Annotated in this window: 15 protein-coding genes; 9 read left to right on the top strand and 6 right to left on the bottom strand. The window is 60.7% G+C overall.

Translation table 11 applies throughout. From position 1 onward, the window contains the following. Positions 1 to 108: 108 nt before the first annotated feature. Both QF045_RS05800 and QF045_RS05795 read right to left on the bottom strand, forming a co-directional pair. Positions 109 to 408, bottom strand: coding sequence for a PsiF family protein (locus QF045_RS05800; protein ID WP_124384896.1), 300 nt, complete (start codon positions 406 to 408; stop codon positions 109 to 111). Positions 409 to 479: 71 nt separating this feature from the next. Beyond that, positions 480 to 1268, bottom strand: coding sequence for a helix-turn-helix transcriptional regulator (locus QF045_RS05795; protein WP_306491409.1), 789 nt, complete (start codon positions 1266 to 1268; stop codon positions 480 to 482). A gap of 97 nt (positions 1269 to 1365) precedes the next feature. Between QF045_RS05795 and QF045_RS05790 the strand changes: the two genes are divergently transcribed. After that, positions 1366 to 2256, top strand: coding sequence for a DMT family transporter (locus QF045_RS05790; protein ID WP_306491408.1), 891 nt, complete (start codon positions 1366 to 1368; stop codon positions 2254 to 2256). A gap of 97 nt (positions 2257 to 2353) precedes the next feature. Then, positions 2354 to 2884: a bacterioferritin gene (locus QF045_RS05785; RefSeq protein WP_306491407.1), complete on the top strand. Its 531-nt coding sequence runs from the start codon at positions 2354 to 2356 to the stop codon at positions 2882 to 2884. Positions 2885 to 3015: 131 nt separating this feature from the next. Here the strand turns inward: QF045_RS05785 and QF045_RS05780 are convergent, their stop codons facing one another. Further along, positions 3016 to 5085 (bottom strand): AsmA family protein, encoded by a 2070-nt coding sequence (locus QF045_RS05780; RefSeq protein WP_306491406.1) that lies wholly within the window; start codon positions 5083 to 5085, stop codon positions 3016 to 3018. A 357-nt stretch (positions 5086 to 5442) separates the two neighbouring features. Here QF045_RS05780 and QF045_RS05775 point away from each other — a divergent pair, with 357 nt between their 5' ends. Together QF045_RS05775 and QF045_RS05770 are read left to right on the top strand one after the other, a co-directional pair. Further along, complete coding sequence (locus QF045_RS05775; RefSeq protein WP_306491405.1) at positions 5443 to 5814, top strand: hypothetical protein; 372 nt, start codon at positions 5443 to 5445, stop codon at positions 5812 to 5814. A 151-nt stretch (positions 5815 to 5965) separates the two neighbouring features. Next, positions 5966 to 6598, top strand: a complete 633-nt coding sequence (locus QF045_RS05770) for a TetR family transcriptional regulator (RefSeq protein WP_306491404.1) — start codon at positions 5966 to 5968, stop codon at positions 6596 to 6598. 5 nt (positions 6599 to 6603) lie between these two features. Here the strand turns inward: QF045_RS05770 and QF045_RS05765 are convergent, their stop codons facing one another. Further along, positions 6604 to 7101: a C40 family peptidase gene (locus QF045_RS05765; RefSeq protein WP_306491403.1), complete on the bottom strand. Its 498-nt coding sequence runs from the start codon at positions 7099 to 7101 to the stop codon at positions 6604 to 6606. Between the two features lie 338 nt (positions 7102 to 7439). On the opposite strand from QF045_RS05765, the gene ureE reads away from it, so the two are divergent. From ureE to QF045_RS05740, 5 genes are all read left to right on the top strand, one after another. Next, a complete protein-coding gene (gene ureE / locus QF045_RS05760) occupies positions 7440 to 7940 on the top strand; it encodes an urease accessory protein UreE (protein WP_306491402.1) in 501 nt (166 codons plus the stop codon). After that, the gene (locus QF045_RS05755) at positions 7937 to 8611 is read left to right on the top strand and encodes an urease accessory protein UreF (RefSeq protein WP_306491401.1); all 675 of its coding nucleotides are present in this window, start codon (positions 7937 to 7939) and stop codon (positions 8609 to 8611) included. Before ureE ends, QF045_RS05755 begins: the two co-directional genes overlap by 4 nt. A gap of 21 nt (positions 8612 to 8632) precedes the next feature. Beyond that, positions 8633 to 9247: an urease accessory protein UreG gene (gene ureG / locus QF045_RS05750; RefSeq protein ID WP_057724209.1), complete on the top strand. Its 615-nt coding sequence runs from the start codon at positions 8633 to 8635 to the stop codon at positions 9245 to 9247. Positions 9248 to 9267: 20 nt separating this feature from the next. Continuing rightward, positions 9268 to 9840 carry a HupE/UreJ family protein gene (locus QF045_RS05745; RefSeq protein ID WP_306491400.1) on the top strand — a complete coding sequence of 191 codons (573 nt, stop codon included), beginning with the start codon at positions 9268 to 9270 and terminating at the stop codon, positions 9838 to 9840. A gap of 170 nt (positions 9841 to 10010) precedes the next feature. Next, positions 10011 to 11111 carry an AGE family epimerase/isomerase gene (locus tag QF045_RS05740; protein ID WP_306491399.1) on the top strand — a complete coding sequence of 367 codons (1101 nt, stop codon included), beginning with the start codon at positions 10011 to 10013 and terminating at the stop codon, positions 11109 to 11111. A gap of 100 nt (positions 11112 to 11211) precedes the next feature. On the opposite strand, the gene QF045_RS05735 is transcribed toward QF045_RS05740, so the two are convergent. After that, positions 11212 to 12117: a cation diffusion facilitator family transporter gene (locus tag QF045_RS05735; protein WP_306491398.1), complete on the bottom strand. Its 906-nt coding sequence runs from the start codon at positions 12115 to 12117 to the stop codon at positions 11212 to 11214. Positions 12118 to 12304: 187 nt separating this feature from the next. Continuing rightward, positions 12305 to 13069, bottom strand: coding sequence for an SDR family oxidoreductase (locus QF045_RS05730; protein ID WP_306491397.1), 765 nt, complete (start codon positions 13067 to 13069; stop codon positions 12305 to 12307). Positions 13070 to 13622: the final 553 nt, after the last annotated feature.

Raw genomic sequence — 13622 nt, 5'->3', positions numbered from 1 at the left:
ATAACGCGTTTATTCTGAATAAACGCGGGGTAATTGAGTTCTTCGCGAGCAAGCTCGCTCCTACAGGGGGCTGTGTGCGAGTGTCTCAGCCTCTATGGCCTGGGGCTATCAATTCTTCAGGCAGGTGCTCATGAAGGTTTTACGCGCATCGCCAGCCAACGCCTTGGTTTTTGCCGACGCATTGCAATCTTTCATTTTCTGCTGCTGCGGGGTCAGGGTTTTGGCGTCATTGGCCGCTGGGGCCGACAGGCACGTCTTCATGAAAGCCTTGCGGTCGTCGCCCTTGAGAGTCTTGGTGGAGGCTTCGGCATTGCAGGTGGTCATCTTGTTTTGCTGGGCGGTGGCGGCAAAACCCTGGGAACACAGCAGCAGGCCCATCATCAACAACGGAATACGCAGCATCTTCATGGAGTTTTCTCCCTGTTACCGCGCCGAGGGGCACGGCCTACAGGGCAGTGTAGTCAAAACCAGTTACAACTTCACCGGCCACGAATATTCGCACGGCGGTAGTGCTCCGGCGTGCAGCCAGCGTGGCGCTGGAACATCGCGATAAACGCAGAGGCGCTGCTGTAGCCCAGGTCAAACGCCACATGTTGCACGCTGCGCTCGCTGTCGAGGGCTTCGATGGCCGCCAGGTAGCGCAGGCGCTGGCGCCACTCACCAAAGCTCATGCCCAGCTCACGCACGAACTGACGCGCCAGGGTGCGCTCGCTGACATGCACCTGTTCGGCCCATTGCGCCAGCGGGCGATTGTCGCCAGGTTCGGCCTGCATGCCTTCCAATACACCGAGCAGGCCGGGATGGCGCGCGTAAGGCAGGAAGCCATCGTGGATCGGCGCCTGCTTGAGTTGGTCCACCAGCACCTGGGCCAGGCGGATATCGGCGTCGGTCTGCGGCTGATTGACGTCACGCAGGGCAAAATCCTTGAGGATGGCCTTGAGGATGTCACTGATCGCCAGGGTGCAAGGCTGCCGAGGCAGTTGCTCGCAAAGCTGCGGCGCCAGGCCCACCGAGTGGTAGACGATCGCCTCGGCATTGTAGGAACTGTGCTCGGTATGCGGCGGCACCCACACCGCGTACTGCGGCGGCGACATGAAACGGCTGCCGGCCACTTCCATGCGCATCACCCCACTGGCTGAATAGTCCAGCGAACCCCAGGCGTGCTGGTGCGGTGTGCATTCGGTGTCCGGGGCGAAGTCGGAGTAACGGAAGTACACGGGGCTTTGCAGGCTGGCAAAATCGGGCAGGCGTACGGTGTGTCTGGACATATTGTCTGGATTCAGCGGCGGGTTGTCTGGATCGCAGTATAGGCTTCGATCCAGACAAGGGATAATCCCGCCTCATCAACACACTGGACTGTTTTCGATGCAATACGCGTATCCCCTGCTGGCCATTTTTATCTGGGCCGGCAACACCGTGGTCAATAAGCTGGCGGTGGGTTCGATCTTCCCCGCTGAAATCGGCTTTTATCGCTGGCTGTTCGCGGCGCTGCTGTTTACCCCGTTCATGCTCAAGCCGGTGATCGCCAACTGGCCGCTGATCCGCCCCAACCTGGGCAAGATCTTCATCCTCGGCGTGCTGGGCATGGCCGTGTACCAGAGCCTGGCCTATTACGCGGCCACGCTGACCAGCGCCACCAACATGGGCATCATTCTCTCGCTGATGCCGTTGATGGCACTGACCGCCGCCATCATCAGCCTGGGCCAGCGCCTGACCTTTGGCGCGCTGACGGGCGCGGTGCTGTCGTTTGCCGGCGTGGTGGTGGTGGTGTCATCCGGCAGCCTGGGTACGTTGCTGCAACATGGGGTCAATCTGGGTGACGGCATGATGCTGGTCGCCACCCTGGCCTACGCGGTCTACAGCACTTTGTTGAAAAAATGGCAGCTGCGCCTGCCGCCGTTGGTGCTGCTGTACCTGCAGGTGCTGGTGGCGGTGGTGGTGCTGTTGCCGCTGTTCCTGTTCTCCGCCAAGGCCGGCCTGGGCTGGGCGAACATTCCGCTGGTGTTGTATGCGTGCCTGCTGGCGTCGATGCTGGCGCCGCTGGCGTGGATGCATTCGGTGAAAGCCCTGGGCCCAAGCCGCACTACGCTGTTTTTCAACTTACTGCCGTTGATTACAGCGCTGATTGCAGCGGTGGTGCTCAAGGAAGAGCTGGCGCTGTATCACGTGGTGGGTGGGTTGCTGACCCTGGGCGGGGTGATCCTGTCGGAACGCTGGACGACACCGGTCAGGCGCTCTGCTGACACATCCTGTTAAATCCGATAAAACTTTTCGCCTCCTGCGGGACTCACAACCTTAAGCGATCACGCCGGCAGAGTGTGACGTATAACCGGATTAGCCCCAGGAGATTGAGATGACTGAAGCACACTTGACTGACGTTGCGACCCTGCGCATCCGCGCCCGCCAGAACGTCGAAAACGGTGCCGTGACCGAAGGCTATGACGCCGACCGCGAAGAAATCATTCGCCTGCTCAACGAAGCATTGGCCACCGAACTGGTCTGTGTGTTGCGCTACAAGCGTCACTACTTCATGGCCAGCGGCCTGAAAGCCAGCGTCGCCGCCGATGAGTTCCTGGAGCACGCCACCCAGGAAGCCGAACACGCCGATAAACTCGCCGAGCGCATCGTGCAGCTGGGCGGCGAGCCGGAGTTCAACCCCGACCTGTTGTCGAAGAACTCCCACGCCCAATACGTGGCGGGCAACTCGCTCAAGGAAATGGTCTACGAAGACCTGGTGGCCGAGCGGATCGCGGTGGACAGCTATCGCGAGATCATCCAGTACATCGGCGACAAAGATCCGACTACCCGTCGCATCTTCGAAGACATCCTGGCCCAGGAAGAAGAACACGCCGACGACATGGCGGATATCCTGCAGGACCTGTAACCCGCAACACCGCAATACCCATGTGGGAGGGGGCTTGCTCCCGATAGCGGTATCTCAGTCAAAGAGTGTTTGGCTGATACACCGCTATCGGGGGCAAGCCCCCTCCCACATTTGGTTTTGCGTATTGCCAGTTAGCCTTTGACGGTCTTCGGCGCCTTGCCTTCTTTCATCTGTTGCAGCAACGGTGCGCACTCATTGGGCTCGCCGCCACTTGGCGCGACCAGTGCGAGCAACCCAGCAGCCGGGCCGGCGATCACACCCAGTGCGACCATGCCCGCCCCGCGCAGCGCCAGGGGAATGGCTTTGACCCCGGCGTTGGGCTTGATGAACGGACCGTTCACATACAACGGTGAACGCAGGGAGAACAGACGGAAGCCCTTGGACTCCGGCGTAATGGTCAGGTCCAACTGCTCGGTCGCCATATTCGCCGTGCCATCGACGTAGATGATCGCGTTCTCGGTATCGAACACGAACAAGCGCGTGGTCGCCAGACCCGTCTTGATACCGAAGTCCGCCGCCGCGCAGTTGATCTTCACTTCCTTGTCGCCAAACAGACGCCCCACCACGTAGTTGCCCACGTTGAGGCCAGCGATTTCCATCAGGCCACGGCTGATGGCGCCGTCGTTGATCAGCATCTTCAGGTCACCGTTGGAGGTGCCCAGCAGCGCCGCCACGGAGTTGCCGCGCCCGGAAATATCGGCGTCGCCGTTGAGCTCACCAAAGCTGGTTTTCATCGGCTCGAAGGTCGGGAACAGCTGTTTGAGCTTGAAGTTGCGCGCCGTGAGTTTCGCCCGACCTTCCATCGGTGTGGTGCGGCCATTCAAGCGGATTTGCGCATCGAGCTTACCGCCGGCCACGCCGAAGCGCAGAGGCTCAAGGCTCAGCTCGCCGTCGTTGAGCACCAGGTGGGTATAGAGGTCGGTGAAGGGCAGCTCGGCGCTGTGCACGATGCGTTTGCCGGTGAATTCCACGTCGGCATCCATATCGCGCCAGCGCTCGGTGCGAAACTCTTCAACCGGTAACACCTTGGTGGCCGGTTGCTTGCTTTCACCGCCTCGGGCTTTCTGTTTGGCGTTGGAGTCGGCGCCGATCAGGGGCGCCAGGTCATCCATCAACAGTTGGTTGGACACCAGCGCGCCGCTGAGCTTGGGCCGCGGCTGGCTGGCAACATAGGCCAGGTTGCCGTGGATGTCGCTGTTGCCGATCTTGCCGTTGAAGTTGTCGTAGCGAAAAGACGCGCCACTGGCTTCATGCAGCTTGGCGATCAAATGGCCGTCGGTTGAATACGCCGGCGAATCCGGCAGCGTGACGCCGGTCAGCGGGTAGAGATTGCCCAGGCTTGCACCGGCGAGCTTAAGGCGCAGGTCCAGAGCGCCGAGGTTAAGCGGGTCGGTAAGGGTGCCGGCCAGGGCGATGCTGGTGTCGGCGATCTTGACCTGAGCCTGCAGCGGGAACGGCTTGGCCGCATCCTGCAAGGCGAGCAGGCCGCCGATCTTGCCGGTGCCGGCGAGCGCCTGACCGTGGTACTGGCCTTTGACCTTGAGGCCGAACGCATAGTCTTGCGGCGCGGAGCCTTTCTCCAGGGCCTTTTTGGCATCGGCGTCACCGACGATTTCACCGAAGGGAATCGGTTTGCCCAGTGGGTCGATGATCACATCGAGGCGGGTCTTGAGGGTCTGGTCGTCAAGGGTGACGTGGCCTTTGTCGAAGCCGATGGCGCCGATATCCACCAACCAGCTGGACGGCTCGGCGTCGGGATCCTTGGGGTCGAATGTGAAGGTCCAGTTGGCCCGGCCGTCGGCCAGGCGCTGCAGGTCGGCGCTCGGTTCGGTGAGGTCGATACGCGGGATGACCACGCGCTGCGCCAGCAACGCCAAGGGCGAAATACGCAGTTCGACTTTCTTGAGCGTGACCATCTGCGGTTGCTTGGACCAGTCGGGGTTACCCAGGCTCAGGTCTTCGGCGATCACATGCGGCCATGGCACCCAGGCCCGCCAGCCGCCTTCGTCGGGCTCACGCTGCCACACCACCGCCAGGTTGCCATTGATGGCGAACGGGCGGTGCAGCTCTTCGGAGACCTTGGCATTGAGGGGCGGCTTGATGCGGTTCCAGTCGAAGAACACCAGAACCAGTACCACGATGGCAATTAACAGAACGAAGCTGGCGCAGCTCCAGGCGACGATTTTGCGAGTGCGCGTCATTGCACAAAACTCCTGAATACGACTGGCTGGGCAACAGCCTTTGACACAGCTTATAGGACTAGGACTGGCAAAGTGCCCGAGCGTTTAACGCAACGCCGGATTTAGCCGAAAAAAGCGACTTTCCTGATCAAGCAGACAGATTTTCTCCTTCCCAGCGCACCATTGTTACCCAGGTTCGTGTCGAAAATACCCACACCGGTGCAAAACCGCGTGCTTGAGAGGCGCGTTCTAGAGCCTCCGGTGAGAACAATCAATTCTGTTGATTATTACCATTGTGTTTATGAACTTTTATATCGACTTATCAAGAGTAGCATTAGCCCTGTACCCACTTTATCGCCCTCCCAAGGAGCAACCATCATGAAACGCCAAGTACTCGCTACCGTCCTGTTATCCATCCTGGCTTCCAGTGCCTTTGCCCTGCCAGCCGCCGAACAGGCCACTCCACAGAACAAGGCCCAAGCCGTCCAGTCCGCCCAGACCGTGGCGCGCAGCGGTTCGCAAGAAGACGAAAACCGTGACTACGCCAAAGGCGCTGTCGCTGAAAACGGTTCGGAACAGGCCAACAAACGCGCCTACACCGAAGGCCTGACCGAAGGTGGTAACGACCGCCTGCAAGAAAAAGGTCTGGTCGAAGGCGGCGCCGAGCAAGCCAATGATCGCGCCTACACCCAGGGTATTGCCGAAGGCGGTGCCGACCGTCTGGAAGAACTGCATCAAGCACAGAGCTGAGCCCATGGTGGCCCATAAAAAAGCCCGATCAGTCGATCGGGCTTTCGCTTTTCTATAGACCGCGTCACGTCTGCCCCCTGCCAGGTTCGACGCCAGCGAAGCGGTTTTGCTAGAGTGCGTCGCTGTACTTGCCGACAAAGCCCATCCGCTCATGCTGCCCCGTGCCGAACAAAAGCAACAGACTCGCCTCGCCTTGATGGACGCTGCTCGTCATTTGATGGAGTGCGGCCGTGGGTTTGGCAGCCTGAGCCTGCGTGAAGTAGCCAAGACAGCGGGCATCGTGCCCACCGGCTTCTATCGCCATTTCGCCGACATGGACCAGCTCGGGCTGGTACTGGTCAGTGAAGTCGGCCAGACCTTCCGCGCCACGATTCGCCTGGTGCGCCACAACGAATTCGTCATGGGCGGGATCATCGATGCGTCCGTGCGGATCTTTCTCGACGTGGTCTCGGCGAACCGTTCCCAATTTCTGTTCCTGGCCCGCGAACAATATGGCGGTTGCCTGGCCGTGCGCCAAGCCATCGGAGCCCTGCGCGAAGACATCACCACGGACCTTGCGGCCGACCTCACGCGCATGCCCAAGCTGCAGCACCTGGATGCCGAGGGGTTGCACGTGATGGCCGACCTCATCGTCAAAAGTGTGTTCGCCACCCTGCCCGATATCATCGACCCACCGGCTCACGCCCTGCCTGCCCACCTCACGCCTCAGGCGAAGATCACCCAGCAATTGCGCTTTATCTTTATCGGCCTCAAACATTGGCAAGGCCTGGGCAGCACCGAGTAACCGGATCAACCGGCCTTATGAAAGCGCTTGGCGGTGGTGTAGTTCTTGTCCCAGTAACGATTGCTCAACGAATCGATACGCACGTTCTTGCCGGCACGCGGTGAATGGATGAATTTGCCTTCGCCTATATAAAGGCCGACATGGCTGACCTGCCCACGCCCATTGCCTTTGAAGAACACCGCATCCCCCGGCTTGAGCGCGTTGCGCCCGATGGTGGCGGCGGTGGAGCGATGCATCGCTTGGGTCGTGCGCGGCAACTGGATATTGGCTTGGGTCTTGAACAGATAAACCAGCAGGCTGCTGCAATCGAAACCCTGCTTTGCCGACGTACCGCCCCACTTGTAAGGCGTGCCCAACAGTTGGTGGGCCCGGTCGATCACATTCTCAACCGGCGAGGATTGCAATGAAGCGTCGAAGGGTGCCCGATGCTGGAAACTGGCAGCGGCAGAATTGATAAAACAGGACAGGCTGACGACAACCAGGCAGATAAATGACTTGAACATGATAAACATCGCGGTGAGTTAAATTCGGCGCGAATGTTAAGCAACCGCGAAGTAAGGCCTTGAACTCCAAATCCTCACGCCATGTAGGAAAATTCCCAAAGCTGCCGCAACGAAGAAGATGAAAAAAGTTTCATGCAGACACCCGCCGCTTTGCGCGCAAAACGCCCTCCTCCGGTGCTATACCTTTCAGCACGCACCAATTTGAAACATTTTGTGAATGAGCTGACGCCCTATTCGGTGGCAATACCGCAATTGCCTACACGGATTTCCTACACGCCTGCGCGGTTGGCAAGGCCCTTGCTCTAGCTCCCTTATCGTTCATAGCTGGAAACCTTCCGATGCTGGTGATCCACCGCCGAATCGCCCCGCAGGCCCTCTGGGCCGCCGAACTGCTGCTCAACTTCGAAGCCCGCAGCAAAAGCCGCTTGCGCTGTTTCAGTGCTGACGGAGAAGACGTCGGCTTGTTTTTGGAGCGCGGGCAACCGCCGCTGCATGATGGCGAATTCCTACAGGCCGAAGACGGACGTGTCGTACGCGTCTGCGCACGCCCTGAACAACTGCTACACGTCACCTGCCGCAACGCGTTCGAACTGACCCGCGCCGCCTATCACCTGGGCAATCGCCATGTGGCCCTGCAGGTCGGCGATGGCTGGCTGCGCCTGCTCGATGACTATGTGCTCAAGGCGATGCTCGAACAGCTGGGCGCCGATGCGCAAACCATCGAGGCGCCCTTCCAGCCCGAACACGGCGCCTACGGCGGCGGTCATCACCACTCGCGGCATGGCGATGAAGATTTCAACTACGCACCCAAGCTGCATCAGTTCGGCGTGCGTCCATGAACCCAGCCTGGGCGCTGTTGCGCCTGGCCAGTCCGCAGTTGCCGATTGGCGGCTACAGCTATTCACAGGGTCTGGAAATGGCCGTGGAGAACGGCCGCGTCAACGATGCCGCCAGCGCGCGGCGCTGGATCAGCGATCAATTGCTGCTCAACCTCGCTCGGTTCGAAGCGCCGTTGCTGCTGGCCCACTGCCGCGCCGCCGCTGACCAGGCATGGCCACGCCTGGCGCAGTTGTGTGAAGAACACCGTGCCAGCCGCGAAACCCGCGAGCTGTATCAGGAAAGCCGGCAAATGGGCTACTCCCTGCAACAACTGCTCGCTGGCTTGCCGGAGCTGGACACCGCCGCCCGTGGCTTCCTTGACCAGCACCCCGAACCCCATCTGGCGCTTGGCTGGGCGCTGGCCGCGCGGGCCTGGGCAATCAGCCCCGACGACGCCCTCGCCGCCTGGCTATGGAGCTGGCTGGAAAATCAATTGGCCGTGCTGATGAAGACCCTGCCTCTGGGCCAACAGGCCGCACAGCGCCTGACCAGCGAGCTGCTGCCGTTGTTGCAGCAGGCCCAGCAGGCGGCCGGTCACATCGAACCCGATCATCTGGGCAGCGCCGCCTTCGGCCTGTCTTTGGCGTGCATGGCCCACGAGCGCCAGTACAGCCGCCTGTTCCGTTCCTGAGGCTTTTTTGGAGAACCCGATATGAACACACAACCCCTGCGCGTCGGCATCGGCGGCCCGGTAGGCTCCGGCAAGACCGCCCTGACACTCGCCCTGTGCCTGGCGCTGCGTGAGCGCTACAACCTGGCGGTGGTTACCAACGACATCTACACCCGCGAAGACGCCGACTTCCTGGTGCGCAACCAGGCCCTCGCGCCAGAACGCATCATCGGTGTGGAAACCGGCGGCTGCCCGCACACGGCGATCCGCGAAGATGCTTCGATCAACCTGGAAGCGGTAGACCAGCTCAACCGCCGCTTTCCCGGCCTGGACCTGATTCTGGTGGAGTCCGGCGGCGACAACCTGTCGGCGACGTTCAGCCCCGAACTGTCAGACCTGACTATCTACGTGATCGATGTGTCGGCCGGCGACAAGCTGCCGCGCAAGGGTGGGCCCGGTATTTGCAAATCCGACCTGCTGGTGATCAACAAAATCGACCTCGCGCCGCTGGTGGGTGCCTCGCTGGAGTTGATGAACAGCGACACCCAACGCATGCGCAATGGCAAACCCTTTGTGTTCAGCAACCAGAAAACCGGCGTCGGCCTGGATGAAATCGTCGCCTTTATCGAACGTCAAGGTCTGTTGACTGCTGCCTGATTTTCCTACGGAGCCTGTTTATGAAACTCAAGAAACTGTTCACCGCCGCTGCTTTGCTGCTGGCCCCCGCCCTGGCCTTTGCTCACCCGGGCCACGGTGACAATGGCCTGGTTGCCGGCATCAGCCACCCGCTGGGCGGTCTCGACCACCTGCTGGCCATGGTCGCGGTCGGGCTGTGGGCGGCGCAGCAAAAAGGCCCTGCACGTTGGGCGCTGCCTTGCGCGTTTGTCGGCACCATGTTGATCGGCGGCCTGCTGGGTTTCGAAGGCCTGCGCCTGCCGGCGCTGGAAAGCGGGATTGCCGCATCGGTGCTGGCCCTGGGTCTCGCGGTGGCGCTGGCGGTGCGGCCACCGTTGTTTGTGGCGGTGGGTGCGACGGCGTTGTTTGCGCTGTTTCACGGCGTGGCCCATGGCCTGGAGCTGCCGGACATGTCCAGCCCCTGGGCGTATGCGGCCGGATTTGTCGGCGCGACCGCAGCGCTGCACGCGGCGGGTTATGCCGTGGTGCGCTTGCTGCCGGCGGCAGCGGCGCCGTTGGTGCGAGTGGCAGGGGCTGCTTCTGCGGCAACTGGGGTCTGGTTGCTGGCAGGCTGATCTTCAGCGCTGCTGAGGGCCTCATCGGGGGCAAGCCCTCTCCCACACTTTGATGTGTGAATACATTCAAATGTGGGAGGGGGCTTGCCCCCGATAGCGGTACCACAGACAACACAGTTCCCAAGCCTGATACCATGCGCGCCACACCCCTGCCGTGACGACGCCAGCCGATGCCCCAACCTCTCTTGAATTCCGTGCTCACGCACTTCCACGACCTGATCGTGCCGCTCTGGCAAGGTCCGGGCTGGAATGCCGACCTGGCGTTGCCGTACGAAGCACTGGATGCCGACCATCACCCGCTGCCCCCGCAACGCTACCGCGCCATGGCCTGCGCCCGGCAGTTGTACCTGTTCGCCAGCCTGATCGGCGAACCCGGTGCGGCCTTTGCCGATGAACGCGCCGCCGCGCTGTTTCGTTCCCTGCAGCGGCACTTCCATGACGCCGAACACGGCGGCTGGTTCTACAGCATCGACCCGGCCGGGCAACCGCTGGATAAACGCAAAGACCTCTACACCCACGCCTTCATCATTTTCGCCTGCGCCCATTACTGGGCCAAAGTGCACGAACCGCTGGTGGAGTCGGTGCTCAATGCCGCGCTTGCGGTGGTCGCCGAACGCTTTGCCACGGGCGACGGCCTGTATGAAGCGGTGCTGGAGCGCAACTGGTCGAGCCTTGCTTCCGGCCCCTTGCAGAACCCGCTGATGCACCTCGCCGAAAGCTTTCTCGCCACGCTGGCAGTGCGTGAGGATGCCGTCACCCGCGGCGCCTTGCTGGACCTGGCCGGCGCCCTGCAAAAGCGCTTTATCGACCGCCAGCACGGCGTGATGATGGAAAAACCCTTGGGCGCTGTGGATAACTGGTTCGAGCCAGGGCACCAGTTCGAATGGTTCTTTTTGCTCGAATCGTCGGAGGTGCTGCGCGGTTCGGCGCTGCATGCCTCACTGACGCAGGCGTTCGAGTACGCCGAGCAATACGGTGTGGATAAGTTCAGCGGTGCGGTCAGCGGCATGCTGGCCCTGGACGGCAGCGTGCGCGACGGCACGCAACGTATCTGGGCCCAGGCGGAATACCTGCGGGCGTTGACCTTGCGTCCCGGCAGCGAAGCGGTGTTGCAGCGCCAGTTGCTGGCGCTGCAAAACAACTTCCTGCATGACAAGGGCTGGCACGAATGCCTGGATACTCAGGGCGTGGTGAGCCGGTGGGACATGCCTTCTACCACGCCTTATCATTTGGCTACTTGCTATCAGGGGCTGATCCGGCATCTGGGTTGAGTTTCAGGGCCTCATCGGGGGCAAGCCCCCTCCCACATTGGATCGGGTTCACATCGTCAAGTGTGGGAGGGGGCTTGCCCCCGATAGCCTCACCTCGGTCTCACGCAATCCACTTGCGATCCCCGGTAAAACTGATCGTCAACCAGCGCGCCGCATCCGGCGTGCCAAGCCCTGTGGATATCTCCTCGCGCAGCCGGTCCAGGGTGGCGACGTTAGCCACCGGATAATCCACCGGCAACACCACATGAATTTCGATGAACCGCGCGCGCCCGTGCTTTTGCACGTAGGACACGTAATCGTCGAAGCCATGCCTGGCCTTGGCCGCATCCATTACTTCACGCACGGTGTCATCCAGGTGGTCCGGGGCAATCCCCAGCACCTCACGCAACGCCGGGCGCAGGATCTTGAACGCCGGCGCCAGCATGCTCAGGGCCAGCAAAATCAGGATCAGCGGGTCGACGTACACCGCCCACTCGCCATAGCCTTGGGACTTGAGCAACAATGCCGCCAGAAAGCTGATCAACAAGCCCACCGACAGCATTGCGTCCACCAGCCAGCTGATGTTGTCGAACTGGATCAGTGAGGATTTCAAGCTGCGGTTGCGGTAGCGCACATAGAAGAAGTAGGCGAACTCCACCACGGTAAACACCGCCGCGTAAATGATCACCAGGCCCAGCTCGATCTCGCGTCCGCCATTGATGATGCCGAACACGCCATTGAGGAACGCGTAGATGGCGATCAGCAGCAGAAAACTGCCTTCGATCAGCAGCACCATGGGCTCCAGGTGCCAGTAGCCGAACTGGAAACGCTCGTTGCTTTTCTTGGCGATCAGCTTGGCCGTGATCAGCATCAGCACCTTGATGGCGGTGGCGATCAGCGAGAAAAAGCCGTCGAACAGAATGGATTGGGCGCCGGATATCACACCCGTGACAATCCCGGCGATCGCGACTGCGAACATCAGGATGGTCGATTGTTTGAGCAGTGCCTGCTCACCTCGGTTACTCACATTTCCTCCCGTCAAAACCTTTAAACCGCACAGTGCGGAGGGTTTTCAGGGGTGGAGTGTACCTTATGCCCTGTTTTTGGCAGATTTGACGCCATCGGGGGCAAGCCCCCTCCCACATTGGATCGGGTTCACACAGTCAAGTGTGGGAGGAGGCTTGCCCCCGATGCAGACGACTCGGTGTAAAGCCCTACTTGGCCCCACGCTCAATCGCAAACCCAGCCCAGGTCTGGCTCACCGGCATCAGCTCCAAGCGGTTGATGTTCACGTGCGCCGGCGTATTCATGACCCAGAAGATCGTGTCGGCAATATCCTGCGGCTGGATCGGCTCGGCGCCTGCGTAGGTCGCGTCATAGCGCGCCTGGTCACCGCCGAAACGCACCAGGGAAAACTCGCTCTCGCACAAGCCCGGCTCGATGTTGGTCACCCGCACGCCAGTGCCTTGCAGGTCACAGCGCAGGTTCAGCGAGAACTGTTTCACGAACGCCTTGGAGCCGCCGTACACATGGCTGCCCGGATAAGGGTAGTTACCAGCGATGGATCCCAGGTTGATGATCCCCGCGCCACGGCCATGGGCGATCAGGCGTGGCAACAGCAGGTTAGTGGTCGTCAGCAGCCCCTTGATGTTGGTGTCGACCATGGTTTCCCAATCGTCGAGGTCGCACTTGGGCGCAGGGTCGGTGCCCACGGCGAGGCCGGCGTTGTTGATCAGCCCGCGCAACGTCGCGAACGATGGCGGCAGGTTGGCGATGGCCTCTTCCATGCCTTTGCGATCACGTACATCCACCACCAGGCCGTGCACTTCGGTCTGCTTGGAAAGCTCTTCGACCAACGCATTCAAGCGCTCGGCACGCCGGCCGGTGAGCACCAGCTTCCAGCCGGCGTCGGCAAAACGGCGGGCGCAGGCTTCACCGAAACCTGAAGTGGCGCCGGTAATAAACAGCGTGTCGGACATGGTGTTCTCCTTGCGGGCAACGGAAAAAAGTTGCCAGCAGAATGCCCTTACGCCGGCTTCGCGGCAACCGCTATGCACGCACCTTCACGTTTGCCTGATCACTTTTTAACCATATCTGGCAGAGCCATGAAAATCGTGGCCTGCAGCCATGTACGCGCAGGTTATCCACAACTGCGCCCACAGTCTTTGGGGGCAAGTGCAAAACGCCACGAGCCGCGTTATACAAGGCTTGCAGGTGGTTTTAGAAAGTTTTTTGCTTGACCTGAACGGGGCCGTATGTAGGGATTTTTTCCGGTGACAATCTGGACGATGGCTCCAGGCCAGTCATTCCGGCCTCTGCGGCAGTCTTTCCAGAGTTTAGTCACAGACTTATCCACAGGCATACGTGACATGAAACCGTCACATACCTGTGTCTTTAAACAGGTTGACAAACCCCTCGGCAGCTCGCGAAAAAACGCCTGATCAAATAACAACCACACCTCTGCAAGCCACGTTTTTAAAGGCCTGCAGCCAGCTACTCCCACGTTACCCACAGCCGGTTCCACAGCGGATG

Origin of the sequence: Pseudomonas sp. W4I3, from assembly GCF_030816195.1 — a bacterium.
Lineage (GTDB): Bacteria > Pseudomonadota > Gammaproteobacteria > Pseudomonadales > Pseudomonadaceae > Aquipseudomonas.
This window is presented reverse-complemented; position numbering and strand designations above follow the sequence as displayed.